The organism is Komagataeibacter oboediens, assembly GCF_018491655.1.
GTDB lineage: Bacteria > Pseudomonadota > Alphaproteobacteria > Acetobacterales > Acetobacteraceae > Komagataeibacter > Komagataeibacter oboediens.
In genome coordinates this window covers 1-21,400 of the sequence record NZ_JABLUU010000003.1, presented here as the reverse complement: position 1 = coordinate 21,400, position 21,400 = coordinate 1, and the positions used below count along the sequence as shown (strand labels likewise).

Genomic DNA, 21,400 nt, shown 5'->3' with positions numbered 1-21,400 from the left:
CTAAGTTTCTCTGCTTACTATCTGCTTAGCTCGCGCACGCTTAAGCTTCGCGAAAGCTCGATCAGATGCAATGAATCCACGGATCATGTGCGGCACGAGACGGGTTGGATCGACGGGCTGACCATTCTGGCTGACCAGTGCTGCGTAAGTCACCAGATCACGATGGAGGTCCGCCGGTAAGTCCACGGGCATGCGGACCGGCTTTTCATCCGGAATTTCAGTGATGCGCAGCGTTGTCATGGTGCTGTTTCCTTTGCGTGGCGAGGTTGCAGGACAAGGTCGCGGTTAAGGATCAAGGTGAAAGGCAGCCCCGGCCGGTCGGTTAGGGTCGGCTGGATGTTGAGGCTGCGATCAACCAACCGGTTACCAACCATGGAAAACCCATTGCTGGCCCCAGAACGGATGGCCTGCGCCAGATTGTTCTCGCTCTGACTGGTTCCGGCCTCTGATCCGACGCTCAGGAGCGTGGTCACGATGGCAGCCCTGAAAAGCTGGCCCCAGTGGTTGTTCACTTCATCGGACAGGCCGGACTGGCCGATGGCGTCGCCACCGGGCAGTTTTTCCAGCACCAGGCTCTCGCCGTTCGGGTAAATCAGCCGGGTCCAGATGATCTGGGTACGCTGCTGCCCGAAAGAAATGCCGCTGTTATAGGCCCCGAACAGCAGGCTTCCCTGCGGGATCAGCAGGAAACGACCGGTCGGGCTGTCATAGACGTTCTGCGTGACATGGCCAGTAATCTGACCCGGAAGGTCAGAGCTGATTTTCGTGTTCAGCGCCCCCGCGATGACAGTGCCCGCCTGAAGGATATAAGGCGAAGCTGACGGCATGATGCGATCCGGGCTGGTCGTCGCGCGGTCAGGCTGGCCTGCCAGAAAGGCACGGTTGCCTGATTGGGCGTCGGTCGAAGAAGATGGATTTGCCTGGGACGCAGATGCACCCGATGTGGGCGGAGTTGCCTGGTCGGTACCCCGGTCGCGTTCTCCCGTCTGCACGAACAATTTGCTGGCGATTGCGGCCTCGACCTCCTGCGCGGCACGGCGGTCGTCGCCACCCGAGGCTGCCTTTCCCTGCTCCTGTGCGTGGAGGATGGTATGCCCCAGATCACCGGGCAGCGCTGGTCCCAGCTTCGGCACATCCTTGCCGACATAGTCGGACGGCAGTCCCGCCAGCCCGTCGGCAGAGGGACGCACATCCGCGTCCTGCGCGGCAGGCGTGGATGACACCCGATGGCTTGCCTGAAGGGCATAGCCCAGCGCGAAGGCCACCGCGATCATGCCAACCCCGCCCAGCGACCAGACCACGGTGCGGGAAAGCCGCACGACACGCGGTCGTTCCGTCCGCAGACGCAGATCAGGTGGCGGCGGTGATGCTGCGGAATTTCCCCCTGTGGCCGGAGCCGCAGAATTTTCTCCCACTGTGTGAGCCTGCCCGGTCATGACTTCCTGCCGTCAATGCGGACAATGCGCACCCGCTGCTCGGAATGCTTATCGCCCAGCCGCAGTTCAGCGGCGGCGAACAGCCGATCCACGATCATCCAGTTCTGCCGCACCCGGTAATTGACCAGTTCCGGGCCGCCATCCGCCCCCAGCACGAAGAGCGGCGGCAGTTCCCCCTGCCCGATCCCGGATGGAAAAGCGATATAGACCTTGTGACCGTCATCAAAGGCCCGGCCGGGTAACCAGGGCGGCGTGCCGCCTTTCACCGGCTGGATGGCATAGCGGAAATTCAGGGTATCGAGATTCAGCCCCGCGTCCACTGGGGCAGAGTCATCGGCCGCGTCGTCCTGCCGGTGCAGGGCAATCAGATCGTCCTCGGGATAGTTCCACGAGACCGACGCCATGTATGTGGGGGGTGTTGACCTCAATTCCGCCAGATAAGTCCGTCGGTCAGTATTGATGATCAGATTAGTGGTCAGATCCGGCCGGGTCGGCTTCACCAGGATATGGATGCGTTTGGTCGCCCCTTCTCCGCTTTCGGTGTCACCGATGACCCAGCGCACCGTATCCCCAGCAGCAACTGGGCCGGTGCCCACCAGTTTTTCACCCTGCTGGAGCATGATGTCCGTGATCTCGCCTGGCGAGGTATAGACCTGATAGAGGGCACCCGGAGAATAGGGATAGACCTGCACCGCATTGATGAAACCGGCCCGCGTCGGCTGGATGCGCGCCGCCAGATTAGCCTGGGTCACGCGCGTGGTCGGATCAGTAACCTCGGGGACCGGATGGGCCGTGCGTCGTGACGGCAGTGGCTTGAACTGGCCCGGCAGAGGAAGTGGCTGTGGCACCTCCACCACCTGCACGGGCTTCGGTGGATCGGGAATTCTCGTCGCGCGCGCGGCGTCATCGTACCGGATGACGGGCGGATGGTAACTGCCCGCGCAACCGGCAAGCGAGAGCAGCGCCACAGGAAGGGCTGCGAAAATGAAGCGCGTCATTGACCAAGCTCCTTCGACCAGTTGATGGCGGAGACGTAGATTCCGAGCGGATTTTTCCTGAGATGGTCGGCATCGCGTGGCGTGTGCAGAACGACCGACACGATGGCGGTCCAGCGTTCGGTGCCGGTGAACGCGCCGTCGCGGTAATGGCGCTCGCTCCAGGCGACACGGAAGCTGCCGGGAGACGCCCGGATCACCGAGGCGATGTCCACCTCGACCTGCTCATGCCCGATGCGCGAGAACGGATCATTGAGGCGGGCATAATCGTTAAGCGCCTGAGCGCCCGACGTGGTGGTGAAATCATAGGCGCGTAGCCAGTTCTGCCGCACCACCACAGGGTCCGACGACAGAGCGCGCACGTCATGAACGAACTGCGCCAGATACCAAGCGATCTGCGGATCGGCGGGCATATAGCCCGCTATCGCGGGGGCCACGACCTGCGCCTGCCCCAGCCGATCGACCTGCACGACCCACGGCGTGATGGTACCGCGCGCGGACTGCCAGACCAGCCCTACGCCAAGGCCTGCGGACAGAAGCAGAGAGCCGAACGCCATCAGCCGCCAGTTACGGGCCTGTACACGGGCGGAGCCGATGCGCTCGTCCCAGACTTGCGCGGCTTTCTGATAGGGCGTGACAGGCTCGGGCGTGGTCCCGTAGCGGGTGGTGGAGCGACGGAACATCGTCCTCATTCCTTTTCCGACAGATCGATGGAGGAAGATCCGCCCCCGCCATCGGCGGAGCGGATAACATGGGCGGCCTCAGCAGCATGAGCGGCGGCATTGCGGCGCTTCATCTTCTGAGCCCAGCGGGGCGGTTCGCCGGAACCGCCACCATCTCCACCAGACGGACCCTCACCGGTAGGGCCGCCACCCGTGGGGCCATCCCCTTCTCCGGCAGGACCACCGCCTCCAGAAGGTGCCGGTCCGTTATCCCCGGCTCCGCCTTCGCCTCCCTCCCCCATCCCGCGCGCGGCCCAGCGTCCACCGGCGGCATAGCTTTCCTTGAGGGATGAACCGGCACGCGAAGCCGCCCCTTTGACGGCATTCGCGACATTTCCACCGACGGCCCGGCCCATGCCTCCGATCCCGGCGGCCATGCTGCCCGCGCCGCCAGACGCGCCTGCGGCTCCGGCCGAATAGGCGGAGGTAGCAGCCCCGGCAATCGCGGCCCCTCCCCGCGCGGCGGCAGCCGTGGCGCCGAGGGCTGCGGCACCACCGGAAGCAACAGCCCCGACACCGGCCGCCGCAGCAGCACCCATGGCGCCAACCGCCATGCCGGTACCGACTGCCGCTCCCGCGCCAAGCTGCGGTGCGCCGGAAATCAGCCCATTGGCGATGCTGCCGCCAAAAATGGACAGGCCGACAATTGCAAGGGAGGCCAGCACCACCGAGACGGACTGCCCGATCGTGGGAACGTCGCTGCCGTAGGAGGTTGAGAACTGGGCGAACAGAACCGACGCGATAGCGGAAATGACCGCCAGCACCATGATCTTCACACCCGACGAGACGACATTGCCCAGCACCTTTTCCGCCAGAAAGGCGGTGCGGCTGAACAGGGCGAAGGGGATCAGGATGAAACCCGCCAGCGTGGTCAGCTTGAATTCGATCAGGGCAACAAAAAGCTGCACGGCCAGAATGAAGAACGCCGCGAGCACGATCAGCCACGACAGACAGAGCACAAAGATCTGAATGAAGTTCGTAAAGAAGGCGACAGGACCAAGGAGATTATGGACTGAATCCAGAAGCGGCTGGGCTGCATCGAAACCCGTGGATGCCAGTCGGCCGGGCCGCAGGAAGTCTCCGAGTGCCAGATTGCCGCCACCGGCTCTCAGGCCAAGGGCCGCAAAACTGTCAAAGACGGTCTTCGACAGACTGGAGAAATTGCTGATCAGAAAGGAAAAGAATCCGATATAGAGCGTCTTCTTCACCAGACGCTGGATGATGTCCTCATCAGCAGCCCAGGCCCAGAACAGGCCAGCCAGCGCCATATCCAGCACGGACAGTGTTCCTGCTAGTGAGATCACATTCCCCTTCACCAGACCGAAGCCGCTGTCGATGGTGGTGGTGAAGGTATTCAGGAAAGTGTCGATAACGCCCACATTGCCCATCGCCATGGCGGTCAGTTCCCGCTGCTGCCGAAAATGGACACCGTGCCGGGCACATAGGCGTCATGCTGTGAAAAATGCTGATACTGGGCTTCACTTTCCGCTTCCGTCGCAGCATCGCGCGCCTGTTGCAGGGCTGTGGCGCGGCCATTGGCAGCAAGTTCGGCCTGAATGTCGGATAACTGACGGGACTGTAGCGCCAGAAGCTGGTTTCCTGCCTGCGCCGCCTGCAACGCGCCCGTGGAGGTCTGGCTGGAAGAGACAAGCTGGGTCATGGCCGAACTGTCGCTGGGGATGTTTCCTACCACCCGAGCCTGAAGCTTCAGGGCATCTTCGAACCCGCCCACGGAATTCTGCCACCGTGTCTGTGCCTGGCTGAACAGGGCACTGTCTGACATGCCGGACGAGATTGAGGTGTACGCCTGCTGGTATTGCTGCTCGACCGAGGTCACCGAATAAGCGATGTTCTGTGCCTGCGCGAGCAAGGCTGTTGTCTGGGAAATCGTTGATTGCAGCGTCGACAATGTCGACAGTGGCAGGCTCGCCAGATTACGGCCCTGGTTGACCAGCATCTGCGCCTGATTGGCAAGAGATGTGATCTGGTTGTCGATCTGCTGAAGCGTGCGGGCCGCGATCAGCACGTTCTGGACGTGGTTCGCCCCATCATAGACCGCCCATTGGGCACGGGCCGGTCGTGAAAGGTCGAACGTTGCACCGAATGCCAGCGTAACAGAGGCGACAAGAGCAGTGCGATGGAAATGTTTTTCTCTCACACGCGCAAAAAAATCGGTCCGAAGCTGGCAATGTCTTTCCGTCATGGCACGTCCTCCGCCCCGCGATCGTCGCGCAACAGATCCGCCGCCCATGACACGCCCCGCGCGTCAAACCACGCGAGGAGAAAACCGTCCCGGCCGTGTTCCGCCAGCACTGCATCGATCAGCTTGTGATCGTCCTTCCCTGATGCTGCGCATAAGGCGAGTGCGACAGGCCCGAGCCCCAGTTCGAACAGGCGATTGCCGCGTTGCGTCTGGCAGTAATAGTCCCGCTTCGACGCGGCCCGCGCGATGATGGCGATCTGTCGGTCGTTCAGGCCAAAATCCCGATAGAGCGCCATGATCTGCGGCTCGATCGCCCGCTCGTTAGGCAGGAATATCCGTGTCGGGCAGCTTTCCACCACCGCCGGAGCAATGCGGGAATTGGCAATATCCGACAGGGACTGGGTGGCGAAGATGACGCTGGCGTTCTTTTTGCGCAGGGTTTTCAGCCACTCTCGCAACTGGCCGGAGAAATCCCCGTCATCGAGAACCAGCCAGCCCTCATCGATGACCAGCAGGGTCGGCCGGCCGTCCAGACGGCCTTCGATGCGGTGGAACAGGTACGACAGAACGGAGGAGGCCGCGCCCGAGCCGATCAGACCTTCGGTTTCGAACACCACCACATCGGCATCCCCGATACGCTCGGCATCCGCATCCAGGAGGCGGCCGTAGGGACCACCGAGGCAGTAGGGCGCCAACGCCTGCTTCAGGGCGTTGGACTGGAGAAGCGCGACCAGGCCGGACAGGGTCCGCTCACGGGCAGGCGACGATGCCAGCGAATTCAGAGCCGACCAGAGGTGAGACTTCACCTCCGGGGTCAGCGCCACCCCCTCGCCGACAAGGATCTGACCGAGCCATTCACTGGCCCATTTGCGCTCATCCGGATCATCGATCCGCGCCAGCGGCTGAAGTAATACGCCGCTGCCCTCTTCTCCAGACAGATCGGCATCTGTCAGTCCACCCCCGAGATCGCGCCAATCGCCTCCCATCGCCAGCGTTGCCGCGCGCATCGACCCGCCAAAATCGAAGGCAAAAATCTGCGATCCCGCATAGCGACGGAACTGGAGCGCCATGAGCGCCAGCAGCACGGATTTACCTGCCCCGGTCGGTCCCGCGATTAGCGTATGACCCACATCGCCGACATGCAGGGAAAACCGGAACGGCGTGGCCCCTGCCGTTTTGCCATAAAACAGCGGTGCGGCCTTGAAATGCCCATCCATCTCCGGCCCTGCCCACACGGCGGAAAGCGGAATCATGTGCGCCAGATTCAGGGTCGAGACCGGGGGCTGCCGCACATTGGCGTAGACATGCCCCGGCAGAGATCCCAGCCACGCCTCCACCGCGTTCAGGCTTTCCGCCATGCAGGTGAAGTCACGGCCCTGAATGATCTTTTCCACGAGGCGAAGTTTTTCCGCCGCTATGCTGGCGCTGCCATCCCACACCGTCACCGTGGCCGTGATGTAAGCCTGCCCGACATCATCCGCGCCCAGCGACTGCAACGCCAGATCGGCATCGGCTGCCTTGTTGGCGGCATCGTTATCCACGAGAACTGACGCCTCATTGGTCATCACTTCGCGGACAATGGCTGCGATACTCTTGCGCTTTGCGAACCACTGGCGCCTGATTTTCGTCAGCACCTTGGTGGCGTCGGTCTTGTCCAGCAGGATGGCGCGGGTGGACCAGCGATAGGGCATGGCCAGCCGGTTCAGGTCGTCCAGGATTCCGGGGAAAGTCCGCGACGGGAAACCCGTAATGGTCAGGGTTTTCAGGAAGGCATCGCCCAGCTTTGGCTCCAGACCACCCGAAAGCGGCTGGTCCACCAGCAGGGCATCCAGATGCATCGGAATTTCCGGCACCCGGACCCGCTGGTTCCGGGTGGAGATGGTACTGTGCAGATAAGTCAGCATCTCACCGTCATCCAGCCATGCCGCCTCGGGCATGAAGCCATCCAGCAAGGCCAGCATCCGATCCGTGCGGTCCACGAACGTATGGAGCATGCCATGCGGATCGGGACCATCGCGTTCCCTGCCTTCATAGAGAAAACGCTCGGCGCGACCTGATGATTCCGCCGGTGGCAGCCAGACCAGGGTCAGAAAATACCGACTCTCGAAATGCGCGCCCTCATCCTCGAACTGCTCCCGGCGCTCCAGGTCGACCATCTGGCTGGCTGCGTCGGGAAAGTCACCGTCAGGATAGAGTGTCGCCGGGACGCGCTGCGCTTCCACGAACACCGCCCAGCCTGAGCCAAGGCGACGGAGCGCATTGTTCAATCTTCCGGTCACACCGACCAGTTCGGCGGGCGTAGCGCTGTCCAGATCGGGACCACGTATTTTTGCGGTGCGCTGAAAACTGCCGTCCTTGTTCAGGACGACGCCCTTTTCGACCAGCGCGGCCCAGGGCAGGAAATCAGACAGCAGGGAGTTTCGGTTGCGATATTCGCCAAGGGACATCATGGCCCTGTCCTCCCTCTACGCACGAAGCCAGGCGGGATAACGGAGATGCCGTCGTCCCACCTCGATGAAGACCGGATCGCGTTTCGCACCCCAGACCGCGAGCCCATGGCCGACGATCCAGAATGCGGCCCCGATCAGCCACAGCCGCAGACCAAGGGCGATCGCTGCCGCCAGCGTGCCGTTGGCGATGGCAACGGCGCGGGGCGCACCACCGAGCAGGATGGGATCGGTCAGCGAGCGATGCACCGGGACATGGAAGCCCGGCACGGCATCATCGTCATATCCCACGGCCATCAGATCAGCGCCCCACCGGAGAACGAAAAGAACGACAGGAAGAAGCTGGACGCGGCAAAAGCAATGGATAGACCAAAGACAATCTGGATCAGGCGGCGGAACCCGCCGGATGTTTCCCCGAAGGCCAGCGTCAGGCCGGTCACGGTAATGATGATCACCGAGATGATTTTGGCGACCGGTCCCTGCACGGATTCCAGAATCTCGTTGAGCGGGGTTTCCCACGGCATGCTGGATCCTGACGCCCATGCCGACGACGCGAAAGCAAACGACAGCAACAGGGACGTTCCGAATACACGGAGATCCCGCACATGCCAGTCAGGACGTGCGACAGCGCACACGACGGCGCGCAGACGTGAAGGCGGCCTCATAATGACTCTCCATTGGCAGAGCAGGATGTTTCGGGAGACGAGAAGCTGACCGGACGGATGCGATAGGCACCCGTCACGGGATCTAGGCCATCGATTTCTGCCAGTTCGGACAGGTGGCGGGCCGTGCCGCGTCCGGACAGGACCGCGATGACGTCGATGGTTTCCGCGATCATGGCGCGTGGCACTGTGACCACCGCCTCCTGGATCAGTTGTTCCAGCCGATACAGGGCCGCGAGCACTGATCCGGCATGTAGTGTACCGATACCGCCGGGATGGCCGGTGCCCCATGCTTTCAGCAGGTCCAGCGCCTCGGGGCCGCGCACCTCACCAATCGGGATACGGTCGGGCCGCAGGCGCAGGGCGGACCGCACCAGTTCGGACAGGGTTACGACACCATCCCTTGTACGCATGGCGATCAGATTGGGGGCTGTGCATTGCAGTTCCCGCGTATCTTCGATCAGCACGACGCGATCACCGGTTTTCGCGACCTCGGCCAGCAGCGCATTGACCAGCGTGGTCTTGCCGGTCGATGTCCCGCCGGCGACCAGGATGTTTTTCCGTTCCGCGACCGCGCGGCGCAGAAATACCGCCTGCCCCACCGTCATGATTCCGGCGGCGACATAATCGTCGAGGGTGAACACGGCCACGGCGGGCTTGCGGATGGCGAAACTCGGGGCGGTCACGACGGGCGGGAGCAATCCCTCGAACCGCTCACCGGTTGGCAGTTCCGCCGATACGCGCGGTGCTGCCTCATGCACCTCCGCCCCGACATGGTGCGCGACCAGGCGTACGATGCGCTCGGCATCGGCCGGCGTAACCCTGTCGCCGGTATCGCCCAGCCCCTCGGACAGGCGGTCGATCCACAGCCTGCCATCGGGATTGAGCATCACCTCGACAATGGCAGGATCAGCGAGGTGCCGGGCAATCGCCGGTCCCATCGCCGTGCGCAGCATGGACATGCCGCGTACCGTGGCCCTTTCATGGATGCTGGAAACTGACATGATTTTCCCCGCTATGAGCCGAACACGATGCGCGGACAGCAACGGGGCAATTAAGAAAGGCAGGAAACCACGCGGTTCAACAGGAATTCATGCGTCGTAGGGCGGTGGGGAAACGTAGGGCAAAAATACTTGCAGGGTGCGGAAATTACGAATCCGGTTCATCCTGTAAGGCAGGATCGGAAACATCGTCTGGAATTTCCTGCTGGAGTCTCGGTCCCTGGGCCAGCCTGCGACCGAGGGCCGAGACAAAATTATCGTAACGCGCCCCGGCCTGCGCCCGTGCTGCCCTGGCAGCCGGTTCAGGCAAGGGCGGGGTCGTGGTGAGCCAGAAGCGGATGAACAGCGCCAGGGTCTCCACCGTGATGCCGATATCGCGCTCCAGCCGCGCAAGACGCCGGTCCTGCCGGTCGAGGCGCTTCGATGTTGCAGCCTCGCGGCGCTCCTCCCCGTCGGGCGACAGAAAGGAAGCGACGGCAGCCTCCACGATCAGGGACATCGGCTGCGCACGTCGCGCGGCATAGGCGGAGAGGGTCTTCATCACATCAGGGTCGAGATAGACGGAGATCTGGGCTTTCTTTTTTGCCATCACCATACTTTCCTCACAGTTCCAGCTCGTCGCCACAGTCGAGCGATGCCTGCCGGGCCACACCGCGCATGAGATCGTTCATCCGGTTGTTACGGGGCGCGATGTCGTCGAATTCGTCAGTCGGGTCGGGTGCGAATTCATTTTCCATCGGCTCCTTCTTCTCGACCGTTCCCTCACCCAGTTCTGGCTGACGGCGGCGGGCAGACTGTTTCGGGTCTTCATCCCCCTCGTCCTCCGTCGGCTCCGCCCCGGCATCCGGCGCCGGTGGGCGTGGCGGCAACGGTCGCGTGCTCCAGTCGTCGGGACGGCCATCTTTCGGGCGCGGAAGATCAGGCGGAGGAAGAACGCGCTCGCGGAAGCGGTCATCCTCGAAATAGCGGGCCTTCTTCGCGCGGATCGGATAGAGACCGGAGACCATGACGATCTCGTCCGCTGGCGGGAGCTGCATGACTTCTCCCGCCGTCAGCAGCGGGCGTGCCGTCTCCGAGCGCGAAACCATCAGATGGCCCAGCCAGGGCGAAAGCCGGTGCCCCGCGTAGTTCTTCATCGCCTTCATCTCGGTGGCAGTCCCAAGCGCGTCAGACACACGTTTCGCCGTCCGCTCATCGTTGGTGGCGAAGCTCACCCGGACATGGCAGTTGTCGAGGATCGAATTGTTCGGCCCATAAGCCCGTTCGATCTGGTTGAGGGACTGGGCGATCAGGAAGCTTTTGATCCGGTAGCCCGCCATGAAAGCCAGCGCCGATTCAAAGAAATCCAGACGCCCGAGGGCCGGAAATTCGTCGAGCATCAGTAGCAGGCGCCGTCGCTGTGCCGCAGCCTCCAAGTCTTCCGTCAGCCTACGGCCAATCTGGTTCAGCACCAGCCTGATCAATGGCTTGGTGCGGCTGATATCCGAGGGGGGCACGGTCAGGTAAAGCGTCACTGGGCGGTCCCCTCCAACGATGTCGGCAATGCGCCATTCGCAGCGCCGGGTGACTTCCGCCACCACCGGATCACGGTACAGGCCAAGGAAGGACATGGCAGTGGAGAGCACGCCCGAGCGTTCATTGGGCGATTTGTTCAGCAGCTCGCGCGCGGCCGATGCAACAACAGGATGTGGCCACTTCTCACCCAGATGGTTTGTCCGCATCATGACCGACAGCGTGGTGGCGATCGGGCGCTTCGGGTCCGACAGGAAATTGGCGACACCGGCGAGGGTTTTGTCTGGCTCGGCATAGAGGACATGCAGGATGGCGCCGACAAGCAGGGAGTGTGAGGTTTTCTCCCAGTGATTGCGCTTCTCCAGACTGCCTTCCGGGTCCACGAGGATATCGGCGACATTCTGGGCATCGCGGACTTCCCACTCTCCACGCCGGATTTCCAGTAACGGGTTATAGGCGGACGAGATCGCATTGGTCGGGTCAAACAGCACGACGCGACCGAAACGGGCGCGAAATCCCGCCGTCAACTCCCAGTTCTCGCCCTTAATGTCGTGGACAATAGCTGAGCCAGGCCAGGTCAGAAGCGTCGGGATGACCATACCGACACCCTTGCCACTGCGCGTTGGTGCAAAGGTCAGGACGTGCTCCGGTCCGTCATGGCGCAGATAGGCCTTGCCATACCGGCCAAGCACCACCCCATCCGGGTCAAGCAGCCCGGCTTTCGCGATCTCGTCCGGGTCCGCCCAGCGTGCCGACCCGTAGGTTTCGATTTTCCTGGCTTCACGGGCGCGATGGACCGACAGCGTCACGGCGGCGGCGAAAGCCAGCACCCCACCCGATCCGGCCATCCACGCCCCGCGCGCAAAGACGTTCGGGGCATAGGCGTCGAATTCGAACCACCACCAGAAAAACAGCGGCGGCGCGTAGACCGACCAGTGATGGAACAGCACGAACCAGGGCCGACCGAGTTCAGGCTGGAAGCCCAGTTCCCAGGCCGTCCATTGGGTCGCGGCCCACCAGGACAGGACGACAATGGACAGGACCACCGCGACCTGTCCCCATTGAATTTTGGTTCCCGGCATTTTCGATTCCTCCTTGCGCAGGAACAGGTCGGGCGGCCATTTTCCGTTCCGCAAGGGCTTTTCCCGCGTCGTCGCATCCCGGCGCATGGCAGGGAAAAAATACTTGTCCGGTGCGGCCCAGACCGTCATCACATTGAGCGAAGGTCGCGGGAGTCGAATGATAACCGGGTCTTGTGGCTGGACGGGTGCTGCGGCCAACGATGATGCGAACCCCGACCAGACATGGATTTTCTGGCACTCCCTCTCATTATGTAGTAATGTTCCTACATTGCAGTCTGGAGGCCGGACATGAGCATCACCACACTTTCAAGCCGCGAGTTCAACCAGGACACCAGCCGGGCCAAGAAGGCGGCGGCCGAGGGACCGGTGTTCATCACCGACAGGGGACGCACGGCCCATGTCCTGCTCAGTATTGAGGAATACCGCCGTCTGACACACCATCCGCGCAAGATCGCGGACGCTCTGGCGATGCCGGAAGCTGCGGACATCGCATTCGATCCGCCTCGCGCCAATATCACACTCCGCCCGGCCGATTTTTCCTGATGTTCCTGCTGGACACGAACGTCGTTTCAGAACTGAGAAAAATCCGTGCCGGGAAAGCCGACCCGAATGTCGCGGCATGGGCGGATAGCGTGGAGGCAGAAGATCTGTATCTCTCCGCCATCACCGTCATGGAACTGGAAAACGGCATCCTGCGCGTGGAGCGCCGCGACGGAGCCACTGGCACGATCCTGCGGACCTGGCTGGAACAGCATGTCCTTCCTGCGTTCGAAGGGCGTATTTTTCCCGTCGATACATCCGTAGCCCTGCGCTGCGCCCGGCTCCATGTCCCCGATCCCCGTTCGGAACGTGATGCCCTCATCGCCGCGACCGCGCTGGTTCATGGCAAGACGGTCGTGACCCGCAACGTCGCGGATTTCCTGCCATGCGGTGTCCCCCTGCTCAACCCGTGGGAACCCCAGCCGGACTGACAGGAGCGCTGGTTCACAAACCCAGCCCCCTGTTCCGGGTGAAGCTCCAGTCAATCCCGCCATTGTCGCGCGCGACACCGGAGACGTGCCTGCCCTGCTGCTTCTCCAGCGATGGCGTCCAGGGCACAAGCTGGAACTGAAGCCCGTCATCAATCATCGCATAGCGACCCGAGGCCAGCACCATGCGCTGACGATAGGTGCCGGTGACATACTCCCCCGAACCCGACTGGCTGAATGTCCGTCCCGTCTCGACGGCCAGCCGCTCTCCAACTTCCCGGACCTCCCGGTCCCTGAGCGTCCCGATCAAGTTGCGCGCCAGAACCACCCGCTGCGTGTGACGTTCGGCAAGACCCTGCTCAATCAGTTGCTCCGCCCGGCGCTCCATCGCCTCACGGACCTCGGCGCCAAAGCCCGCCTGCCCCAATGCAACAGGGTCGCGCGCCACTGCCTGCCGGTCGAGCCAGGTGGCCCCTCGCGCCATCACCTGATCCTCGATCGACAGATCAGACCGCACAGCCAGCGCCACACGCCGTTGCCCCTTCCGGTCATCGAAGGCGCGCAGTTCCACCACCGAACCCATTACACTGTCCCCGGTCGCATCGAGATCGGGAAAGCGGATATGATGCGTACGCCCGTCCACGCCGTCGATGACCGCATAGGCCGTGCCTTTCAGTTCATCGTCCAGACCACGATCAACCAGCCTGCCGATGACGGGAACATCCAGGCTTTCGCCCGCCAGCACATAACTCGACGTGCTCCGCTCGATCCCGCGCTCGGCCAGGGAACGGTGAATGCGCTTGATGATGTCGCCGCGTTCGCCCAGTTCACGCAGCGTCGCCTCGGCCGTCTCATCCAGCAACCATTGCCCCTCTCCAACCTGATGGGCGAGACCAAGCCCTTCCAGCCGACGCAGGCGTCCGACCTTCAATGCCCCGAACGGGTCGGGCTGCTCACCAGGCGAAGGCGCCGTGTCGATGACGCCATCGCGCCCCGCATCGCGCTGAAGCTGCCGGTCAAGCTGGGTCCAGTATTCGGCATCGACCTGACGTTCGAGGGCGCGGTGAATTTCGATGTCATTGCGCTGCCCGAGTTCCTGCGTCACCAGATCCTGGGCACGGGCGCGCAACCCGTCTTTGATATAATCCCGCGAGATGACAAGGTCGCTGCCATCCTCGGCTACACCGCGCACGAGGATATGGACGTGGGGGTGCTGCGTGTTCCAGTGATCCACCCCCACCCAGTCCAGTTTCGTGCCGAAGTCTTTTTCCATCTGCCCGACCAGTTCGCGGGCATAGCCCTTGAGGTCGGCCATGTCGGGCGCGTCCTCGGGCGAGACGATGAAACGGAAATGGTGACGGTCGTCCTCGCAGCGTTCGGCGAACGCCTTCGGGTCGGCATCGTCGATGCCGGGACCAAAGAGCCGTGCCTTCTCACCGTCCTTCGTGACCCCTTCCCGGCGCAGGTAACGCAGATGGGCGGCGAGCGGCGCCTTGCGCCCGCTATGGCGTACGACACGGGCCTTGACGGTCACGCGGCGGGCTCGGCTGGTCAGCAGGCGATTGGCCCTGGCTGCCGCGATGCGGCCACGCCCGAAGGACGAACGGGAACCACTGCCGTTGCGGCCCGAGCGGAACCCGCCGCCACCGGCACGCTGGGCCGAAGCAAGGGCCTGGGCGACGAAGGGCTTGAGCCGCTGGGCGCGCGGCGAGCGGATGCGACCCAGACGGGGCCGGAAGTCATTCTCGCGCGCCATCACTGCCTCCAATGTGCGAAAAAGCCAGGAGCAACAACGAAATACGGGGTCGGCAAACATTGCCAAAGAAGAGGAAACATTGCTGAAAGAACGAAAAAACGCAGGAAAACCGACACCCCAACCGAGGCGCAATGTGCGCCCTTTTATCTCGCCTCTCCTTAACCCCACCCCAAAGTGCCTGTTCCACCCTGCCAGCACCCAATCCGCGATGCTGGTCCCTGCCCCGATTGCCCTGCGCGAACCACCGCATACCGGTAGAGGAAATGATGCCTGGACGCGCATTCATGGCATCGCTCGTGATGCGGAAGAGACGACGAACAACCCACCGGAAAGCGGCCTGACAGGCGCGAGACCATGCGCGATGATGTCACTTCGAACACCCTTCGACGGCAGCTTCATCGCAACCGGAACGCCCTGCCCCGGATCGTCCGACTGCACGGCAAAAATCGGCGCGCAGGTCCAGAACAGCGGGTCGGGATGCGAATCCGACAGCAACGATTCAGCACCGCCCTGACCAATCAGGGGCAGCAACCCGGCGACATAGGCGCGCGTTTCAGGTGGCAGCGGACGTTGCCGATCGCGGTAATCCTCATAGCGCCCCGGCCCGGCGTTATAGGCCGCCAGAAAGCCCGGCGAGCCGTAATGATCGTGCATCTCGCGCAGGAACGCGGCACCCGCCAGGATGTTGTCATGCACATCGAACGGGTCGTTTCCCAGCCCGTAACGGGCACGAAGGCCGGCCCATGTCGCGGGCATGATCTGCATGAGTCCGCGCGCGCCTTTCGATGAAATCGCGCCAGTATCACCACCGCTCTCAGCGCTCATGACGGCCCGTATCCATGTGGCGGGAATGTCGAAGCGCTGCACGGCTTCAGCGATCACGGCGGCATAAGGTTCGGTGTCCGCAGGCGCTGGAACCGACGCTGCCCATGACTGATCGGTGGTATCCGATACGCCGATCGCAATGACACCGAAAGCGAGAAGGAACGTGCGTCGCATCGTCTCATTCCCCGCGTTCGAGACGCCGTGACGGACGCGTCCAGTTCAGCACCCAAACCGCACGCTCCCCACCGGCACGGAACAGATTGGCCCGGATCGGCTGCGCAAAGATGGGGTCATCAAGTGCCACCGCCACGTAGTCGCCCGCTTTCTCCCCGGTGCGTTTCCATCCGGCTCCGACCTCAGGACCATCGTCGTCAATCAGGTGAACACGGTAATCCGGTGCATGGTCGGTATTAGAAAAATCGGCCGAGACGAGAACGATGTCCTGCGTGATGGTCAGCGTGCGGATGCGCCCGGCAAAACCGGTTTTCGTGCGCGTAAAAAGACCGATCTGTGGCATCTCATTGCCCTTTCGAGGATGGATGGGAGGACGACGCGATGGCCTGTCCGCCCCACGATGGAAGCCAGACCGGGGTTGCACGTCCGATGACGGTGGAGAGGGGCAGCGCACCGAAATACCGACTGTCGAGACTACGTGGCTCGACCGGGTTCATGACGAAGACCTGGCCTGCAGCGAGGTGACGGCAACCCTGCCAGACGGGCAATGGACGGCCCCGGTGATCGAGAGATTGCGCGTCGCCGGCGAATTGCCCGTCGATGGTTACGCGCTGCCCGGTACGGCACACGGACTGCCCTGCGATAGCCGCTACAGGTTTGAGCAGGGGCACACCGGGAGGGAGATAGCCGCGCGTTGCCAGCAGCATCGCCTCGCGCTCGGGCAGACGGACAGCGACCAGATCACCGACATGCGGCGCGGGAACCGGGTGCAATCGGTACAACCCGACGGGCACGCTCGCCGTCTCGTTCCAGATCAGGCGTGGCGCAGGATGAACGACCATTGACGCGCCCACACCGAGCACGGCGAAATAGGTCGCAAAGAACCAGCCACGCCGGGTCATGACGTCACCTGCCGCCGCTTGAGCCATGCTGAATGCTGCGCGCGCGTATAGGCACGGGGCTCATGTCCGGCCGTGATGCGATGGTGGAGATGCCGCCAGTATTCGGGCGCCGCGTCCGCCGGATCGAGACCCAGCGCCTCAATGGCATCGACCGCCCGAAGCACATGTTCGACCCTTGGCCAGCTATCCACACGCAGGAGGATTTCGCCGCCAGGACGCACGAACGGCAAAGTCTGGAACACTTCGCCAGCCCTGACCGCGCGCACGATATCCAGCCGGGAGACGGTGATACCGAGGTCATTGGACGCCCAGCGCACGAAGGCGAAAACACTTCCTGGCGCAAAGCTGGAAATGCGGCGGCGGTCATCGAGTATCTGCTCGTCACTGCAATGCCCGAAGCGCAGCCAGTGTTCGATGCGCCTATCGATCCAGGTCAGTTCGACATGTGTCAGTGCCGCCGGATGCCGATGGGAGATGGGAGAGTGCCGGGTCATGGCCCGTCTCCCGGTCCCTTGAAGGGCGCAATGGACGGGCAAGAGGGGTTATCCGCAGAACGGCGCTTCCCATCAACATAAGAGTTAGATTCTAAGTTAGATAAGTTAAGGGCCGGAATCGCCGTTTCAGGCCAAAGACTTAGCTGGGGTTTGTGCGTGTGAAGTCCCGATAGTCCTGCGTGTGATGTCCCGATAGTGGATGCGTGTGAAGTCCCGATACCATTCACATAGTTATCCACAGGATGTGTGGATAAATCAGTTGGCAGGATGCGCAGTAACTCGCGCGCGCCAGCACGTTCAATGTTCAGGCGATAGCCTGGCAAGGGCTGGCTGACGGCGGCACGCCGGATCTGGATGGCAAAGTCCGAGGGACGCATCAGGCTGCCGGATTTCTGGTGCAGATGCCCGATCTCGAAAGTCCAGCCGGTAGGTTGGCGACCCGCGTGTTTGCGGGCCACGCGGTAAAGCCAGCGCTCGATGCCGCCCGTCAGCCGGAAATAGGCCGGGTCGATGGCCAGCACCAGCGAACGGTCGATCACGCCACGATAGAGCCATTCCGGAATGACTATCTCGACACCAGCGGCGCGACCGTTCCGGCTGGCGCAGATTTCCCACTCGGTAATCCAGGAAAACTGCTGCCGTCGCCAGTTCTGGCCGTTGCGGATCGTGGTGGCGACCACGGTGGACTGGAGCCGGGCGAGTGCCGCCCTGAGCAGCCCATAATCCCGCGCCCCGGTCTGTCGGCCGATACCGGTGAGCAACTGGTAAGGGGTGAAGCGCAGAAAGCGCGAGGTGGTCAGACCGAGATTTTCCGCCTCGACAATCTGGCTGGCAGCCCAGATCAGCACGTCAGCGTCCCAGATCGTCGCCATGCCGTGCTCGGGCATCCCGAACACTTCGACGCGCGTGTCCCCTGCCGCGTAGAGGATTGGCGTCGTGCGCTTCGTCTTGGACAGGGAGAAAAACGGTCGCTCCATCAGATCGCGCTGGTCGCGCGGGCTGATCTCGCCGCTGGCGACAACGAACGGCAGGAGCCTGCTGCGCTCGCTGGCCGTGAGGGTATGGCGGACCTGCATGTCCATCCTCCCCTCACCGGCGATCAAGGCCGGCAGAACGGGCCTCGTCATAATTCGGATCAGAGGTGGACCGGCAGGCGCTGGCGGTGGCCCAGGCGTCGAGGTCGTCGATCAGGTAGACGACACGACCACCAAGCTTGCGGAAGGTCGGACCACTGCCATGACAGCGGTATTTTTCCAGCGTGCGGGGAGAAAGGCCAAGAATCTGCGCGGCTTGATGTGTGCGCAGGTAGCGCGCCGGTGACGGCGCGTGTCTATCGAACATGGTACGCCTCCATCTGGTCTTGAAGCACCGCGGGGATGGTGCGGCGGATCGGGATGACGGTGGCGGAGAAAGCGGGCGTTGGGGGTGGACGAAGATTTTTCGAGGTCAGTGTCCACCCCCACGCGTCGGAGCGTATGCCGGGTGCAGCCGGGCATAGGGCAGCGTTGAACACATGAGAAAACGCAGCGCGAAGGAGCGAAAATCGGTTGTGTTATCGCCCGCGTAAAAAATCCAGGTAGCCGCCGCTGACCCGGTTCCGGGCGTCAAGAAGCAGACGCTCCGCATGGCGACGCGCCGCCGTGTTGCGCCATTCCACCGCCGGCAAAGCCGCCTGCCATGAACGATTGACCGCAATGGCGATATCGCGGGTGGTACCGCCCGCTTCGTGAATATCGAAGGCGAGCAGGAGCAGCATTTGCCGCGTGCGCTGCAGCGGCGTGAGTTGGAGGGCGCGAGGAAGCAGGCCGACGCGCTGGCCGCGCTGCCTGCGAAAGAAACGCAGCGCCACGTCGAGACGCAGTTCGGCGGCGTCATCCATCGGCAGGAGCACGGCGGGTCTACCGATGGCCAGCGGGCTCAGAAGCCGAAGGTAAAGATCGCCCGCCACATCGCCGATCACCAGCCACGTGTCGTCTTCCGCATCATGGCGGGCCAGAATGGTTCCGAGCACCGCCGGATTGATCGGGGTCACGATGGCGAAATCCGATGGCGCGGGTGTCAGAATCAGCGTGGCCGGTGAAACCTCGGGCCGCCAGACCATGCGCCCCTGACGGGCGGGTTCATCGGGCGCATGGACAAAAGCAGAGCCCCCAGCGCCGGGCGAACGCCGCGCACTCGGCGGCGGAATCCACGCCCCGACGGCCGATCCGCCGTTGCAGACGGGCATAATCGCAGCGATAGGTGGTGTTACGGCGGAGAAATTCGACGGCAAAACCGGAGCGGTCCAGACGGCTGATATGGTCGCGCAGTTCCGGTGAACGCCAGAAGGATGTGGGCATACGGGCCTCCCTGTCTGTCCCCCATGCGGCAAAAGGGGGAGCTTCCATCAGCCAGATCGGGAACGGGAGTGCATAGACCCTGATTTCTTATCAGGGAGAGAAGCGCAGGGCGGATGCGCGAGCCGGGGCGAAGCCCGGCTATTGCAGGCGCGGTTGCAGCAGATGCTGGAAACCGGCTGCGGTCATCCAGCGCGCCCGTGCCAGATGCCTGTCATGAACAGCCTTCGCGCGCACCGGTTCACGAACCGGATCAATTTCGAACAGCACGGCAACGACTTCGCGCCAGTCCGCCCCTTCCTCGTCCGCGACCAGAAGGCGCAGATAGAGCCCGAGATGCGCTTCGTCGTAGGCGTTCACCCGTTGGGTGAGAGGGGGATGATCGAGGAAAGACGGCTCCGTCATGACGGTTCCTCATGATACCGCGACCAGATCGCTTCGATAACAAAGATCGGGATTGCTGACCGGCCCGGTTCGCATGACCCCGCCAGAAATCAGCACGCCCAAGGGGGAAGGAATGACATGACCGGAGCGGATCAGGAGGATTCCACCCGGCCACGCCCTCTACCCTGCCGCACCAGGATATCGGAAGTCTCGTTAAGAAGCATGACGCCGCGTCCCTGTCCGGACTCGATGAACAGAATGCCTGCCGCTTCCAGCGCACGACGGACCTGATCGATCGTGCCCTCATGAACGCCCAGACCGCGTTCGGATTCAAGGCGCTTGAGCGCGGTCAATGCTACGAGGGCCTTTTCAGCGAGCCTTTCCTGTGTCCAGTTCAGAAGTGCCCGTGCCGCCCTTACCTGTCGGCCAGTGATCATCCGCGATCACATCCGACACGCAAGGCCTGCACACCAGAAATACGACTATAATAGTCGCATTGTGAATATTCAATGTCGTTCTTTCCGGACGATGGGAAAAAGGAATCGGCGTCCACGCACCATTCAGGCGGCTCCAGTCCTGTCGGAGAAGACCGTCGGGCTGACCAGAAAAAAGCCCCCCGTCAGGCGGGGGGCTCGGCATCGCGTCGGGCAAGCGCTTCTTTCAATTCTCGCTCGATCTGCCGGCGCTCGCGACGGCTGAGGTGAAAGCTGGTCAGTTCGGCGCGCAGCATCTGGATGTGGTCGTGTAGCGTGGTCATCGTCCTGCTCCTTTCGTTTCTCGAAGACAGGACGGACGGCTCATGCCGGGGCGGACCGGGTCAGGGATCGCCGCAGGCGACCGGCTCGCCGGCGCGTGGGGGAGCCGATTTTGTCTGGCGCGCCCGGCACGGGTGCGTCGGGCAAAATTGGGGGGACCACGCGTCCTTGACGCGGTTCGCCCTCGCGCATGGTACAATGGGAAGGCTGAGGGAAAGCCTCATGTTCCTCCTGCCTTCCACGTGGGGCGACCAGCACGATCGCCAGTACCCGGACGAGCACGTGGAAAAAAGACCCGGAAGGCCCCGCCCGGGGAGACCGGGCGGGGTTGGTGGTGGGGCGCTTACTCCCCGTTCCGGCTGCGGGGCCGGGTCCAGATCAGGGAGTAGCCCTCGCCGTCCTCGTCGGTGAACAGGTTGGCGAAGATCGGGGCGGCGAAGGAAGGATCATCCAGCTTCAGGCTCAGATAGGTGCGCCCTTCGCTGGAGCGGCGGGTCCAGGCCGCACCGAGTTCCACGTTATGCGGTGCACCGCATAAGGTTGATTATGTGGAGTCCGGGATTATGCGGAGCGGGTGATCCGGGATGGTGGTTTTCTGCGGGTTTGGACTGGTTTCTGCTCCGCATAATATCGGGGTGGTGAGAGACCGGCGCCCCGCGTTGGGCGAGGCGCCGGGAGGTGGTCAGCGCGACCAGATGAGCTTGTGCTCGCCGTTATCGCCCTGCACGAGGCTCGCGTAGACCGGT

26 protein-coding genes and 1 pseudogene are annotated in these 21,400 nt (G+C 62.9%); 2 read left to right on the top strand and 25 right to left on the bottom strand.

All coding sequences use genetic code 11. The features are described from left to right. The 12 genes from HNO79_RS03750 to HNO79_RS03695 form a co-directional block, all read right to left on the bottom strand. Nucleotides 1-240: a DUF2274 domain-containing protein gene (locus HNO79_RS03750; RefSeq protein WP_007397926.1), complete on the bottom strand. Its 240-nt coding sequence runs from the start codon at nt 238-240 to the stop codon at nt 1-3. Continuing rightward, nucleotides 237-1,436 (bottom strand): TrbI/VirB10 family protein, encoded by a 1,200-nt coding sequence (locus tag HNO79_RS03745; RefSeq protein WP_029329795.1) that lies wholly within the window; start codon nt 1,434-1,436, stop codon nt 237-239. Before HNO79_RS03745 ends, HNO79_RS03750 begins: the two co-directional genes overlap by 4 nt. Next, nucleotides 1,433-2,434, bottom strand: a complete 1,002-nt coding sequence (trbG, locus tag HNO79_RS03740; protein ID WP_007397924.1) for a P-type conjugative transfer protein TrbG — start codon at nt 2,432-2,434, stop codon at nt 1,433-1,435. The genes HNO79_RS03745 and trbG overlap by 4 nt, the downstream gene beginning before the upstream one ends. Beyond that, on the bottom strand, nt 2,431-3,114 hold the full coding sequence (trbF, locus tag HNO79_RS03735; RefSeq protein WP_007397923.1) for a conjugal transfer protein TrbF: 684 nt from the start codon (nt 3,112-3,114) through the stop codon (nt 2,431-2,433). The genes trbG and trbF overlap by 4 nt, the downstream gene beginning before the upstream one ends. Before the next feature lie 5 nt (nt 3,115-3,119). Then, on the bottom strand, nt 3,120-4,547 hold the full coding sequence (trbL, locus tag HNO79_RS03730; protein ID WP_034933517.1) for a P-type conjugative transfer protein TrbL: 1,428 nt from the start codon (nt 4,545-4,547) through the stop codon (nt 3,120-3,122). A 5-nt stretch (nt 4,548-4,552) separates the two neighbouring features. Further along, complete coding sequence (gene trbJ, locus HNO79_RS03725) at nt 4,553-5,356, bottom strand: P-type conjugative transfer protein TrbJ (protein ID WP_034933520.1); 804 nt, start codon at nt 5,354-5,356, stop codon at nt 4,553-4,555. After that, nucleotides 5,353-7,806, bottom strand: a complete 2,454-nt coding sequence (gene trbE, locus HNO79_RS03720; protein WP_007397920.1) for a conjugal transfer protein TrbE — start codon at nt 7,804-7,806, stop codon at nt 5,353-5,355. Before trbE ends, trbJ begins: the two co-directional genes overlap by 4 nt. A gap of 15 nt (nt 7,807-7,821) precedes the next feature. Next, nucleotides 7,822-8,100 carry a VirB3 family type IV secretion system protein gene (locus tag HNO79_RS03715; RefSeq protein WP_007397919.1) on the bottom strand — a complete coding sequence of 93 codons (279 nt, stop codon included), beginning with the start codon at nt 8,098-8,100 and terminating at the stop codon, nt 7,822-7,824. Then, nucleotides 8,100-8,468 (bottom strand): TrbC/VirB2 family protein, encoded by a 369-nt coding sequence (locus tag HNO79_RS03710; protein ID WP_034933525.1) that lies wholly within the window; start codon nt 8,466-8,468, stop codon nt 8,100-8,102. The genes HNO79_RS03715 and HNO79_RS03710 overlap by 1 nt, the downstream gene beginning before the upstream one ends. Beyond that, complete coding sequence (gene trbB, locus HNO79_RS03705; RefSeq protein WP_214164493.1) at nt 8,465-9,469, bottom strand: P-type conjugative transfer ATPase TrbB; 1,005 nt, start codon at nt 9,467-9,469, stop codon at nt 8,465-8,467. Before trbB ends, HNO79_RS03710 begins: the two co-directional genes overlap by 4 nt. Nucleotides 9,470-9,614: 145 nt before the next feature. Further along, a complete protein-coding gene (locus tag HNO79_RS03700; protein WP_010517994.1) occupies nt 9,615-10,061 on the bottom strand; it encodes a hypothetical protein in 447 nt (148 codons plus the stop codon). Between the two features lie 7 nt (nt 10,062-10,068). Further along, nucleotides 10,069-12,060 (bottom strand): conjugal transfer protein TraG, encoded by a 1,992-nt coding sequence (locus tag HNO79_RS03695; protein WP_010517992.1) that lies wholly within the window; start codon nt 12,058-12,060, stop codon nt 10,069-10,071. Between the two features lie 288 nt (nt 12,061-12,348). Between HNO79_RS03695 and HNO79_RS03690 the strand changes: the two genes are divergently transcribed. Both HNO79_RS03690 and HNO79_RS03685 read left to right on the top strand, forming a co-directional pair. Next, a complete protein-coding gene (locus HNO79_RS03690) occupies nt 12,349-12,603 on the top strand; it encodes a type II toxin-antitoxin system Phd/YefM family antitoxin (RefSeq protein WP_010517990.1) in 255 nt (84 codons plus the stop codon). Then, a complete protein-coding gene (locus HNO79_RS03685; protein WP_007397912.1) occupies nt 12,603-13,031 on the top strand; it encodes a type II toxin-antitoxin system VapC family toxin in 429 nt (142 codons plus the stop codon). The genes HNO79_RS03690 and HNO79_RS03685 overlap by 1 nt, the downstream gene beginning before the upstream one ends. A 13-nt stretch (nt 13,032-13,044) precedes the next feature. On the opposite strand, the gene HNO79_RS03680 is transcribed toward HNO79_RS03685, so the two are convergent. The 13 genes and pseudogenes from HNO79_RS03680 to HNO79_RS03620 form a co-directional block, all read right to left on the bottom strand. Further along, entirely contained in the window at nt 13,045-14,784 is a 1,740-nt protein-coding gene (locus tag HNO79_RS03680; RefSeq protein WP_039733993.1) for a relaxase/mobilization nuclease domain-containing protein, read from the bottom strand. 282 nt (nt 14,785-15,066) lie between these two features. Continuing rightward, nucleotides 15,067-15,783: a lytic transglycosylase domain-containing protein gene (locus tag HNO79_RS03675; RefSeq protein ID WP_214164494.1), complete on the bottom strand. Its 717-nt coding sequence runs from the start codon at nt 15,781-15,783 to the stop codon at nt 15,067-15,069. Nucleotides 15,784-15,787: 4 nt separating this feature from the next. Continuing rightward, entirely contained in the window at nt 15,788-16,126 is a 339-nt protein-coding gene (locus HNO79_RS03670) for a DUF736 domain-containing protein (RefSeq protein ID WP_214164495.1), read from the bottom strand. A 1-nt stretch (nt 16,127) separates the two neighbouring features. Next, a complete protein-coding gene (locus tag HNO79_RS03665) occupies nt 16,128-16,685 on the bottom strand; it encodes a S26 family signal peptidase (protein WP_214164496.1) in 558 nt (185 codons plus the stop codon). Then, the gene (locus HNO79_RS03660; protein WP_214164497.1) at nt 16,682-17,179 is read right to left on the bottom strand and encodes a DUF2840 domain-containing protein; all 498 of its coding nucleotides are present in this window, start codon (nt 17,177-17,179) and stop codon (nt 16,682-16,684) included. The genes HNO79_RS03665 and HNO79_RS03660 overlap by 4 nt, the downstream gene beginning before the upstream one ends. After that, a complete protein-coding gene (locus tag HNO79_RS03655) occupies nt 17,176-18,261 on the bottom strand; it encodes a replication initiator protein A (protein ID WP_214164498.1) in 1,086 nt (361 codons plus the stop codon). Before HNO79_RS03655 ends, HNO79_RS03660 begins: the two co-directional genes overlap by 4 nt. Nucleotides 18,262-18,268: 7 nt before the next feature. After that, nucleotides 18,269-18,520 carry a helix-turn-helix transcriptional regulator gene (locus tag HNO79_RS03650; RefSeq protein ID WP_007397904.1) on the bottom strand — a complete coding sequence of 84 codons (252 nt, stop codon included), beginning with the start codon at nt 18,518-18,520 and terminating at the stop codon, nt 18,269-18,271. 211 nt (nt 18,521-18,731) lie between these two features. Then, entirely contained in the window at nt 18,732-19,280 is a 549-nt protein-coding gene (locus HNO79_RS03645) for a DUF2285 domain-containing protein (protein ID WP_244987412.1), read from the bottom strand. A 19-nt stretch (nt 19,281-19,299) separates the two neighbouring features. After that, nucleotides 19,300-19,518 (bottom strand): transcriptional regulator domain-containing protein, encoded by a 219-nt coding sequence (locus tag HNO79_RS03640; RefSeq protein WP_095350281.1) that lies wholly within the window; start codon nt 19,516-19,518, stop codon nt 19,300-19,302. A gap of 138 nt (nt 19,519-19,656) precedes the next feature. Beyond that, nucleotides 19,657-19,920, bottom strand: a complete 264-nt coding sequence (locus tag HNO79_RS03635; protein WP_095350275.1) for a DUF2285 domain-containing protein — start codon at nt 19,918-19,920, stop codon at nt 19,657-19,659. Between the two features lie 131 nt (nt 19,921-20,051). Further along, nucleotides 20,052-20,336, bottom strand: coding sequence for a helix-turn-helix domain-containing protein (locus HNO79_RS03630; protein ID WP_095350276.1), 285 nt, complete (start codon nt 20,334-20,336; stop codon nt 20,052-20,054). A gap of 182 nt (nt 20,337-20,518) precedes the next feature. Next, nucleotides 20,519-20,656, bottom strand: coding sequence for a hypothetical protein (locus tag HNO79_RS03625; protein ID WP_167335761.1), 138 nt, complete (start codon nt 20,654-20,656; stop codon nt 20,519-20,521). A gap of 341 nt (nt 20,657-20,997) precedes the next feature. Then, a pseudogene (locus HNO79_RS03620) lies at nt 20,998-21,171 on the bottom strand (DUF736 domain-containing protein); the annotation flags it as partial. Nucleotides 21,172-21,400: the final 229 nt, after the last annotated feature.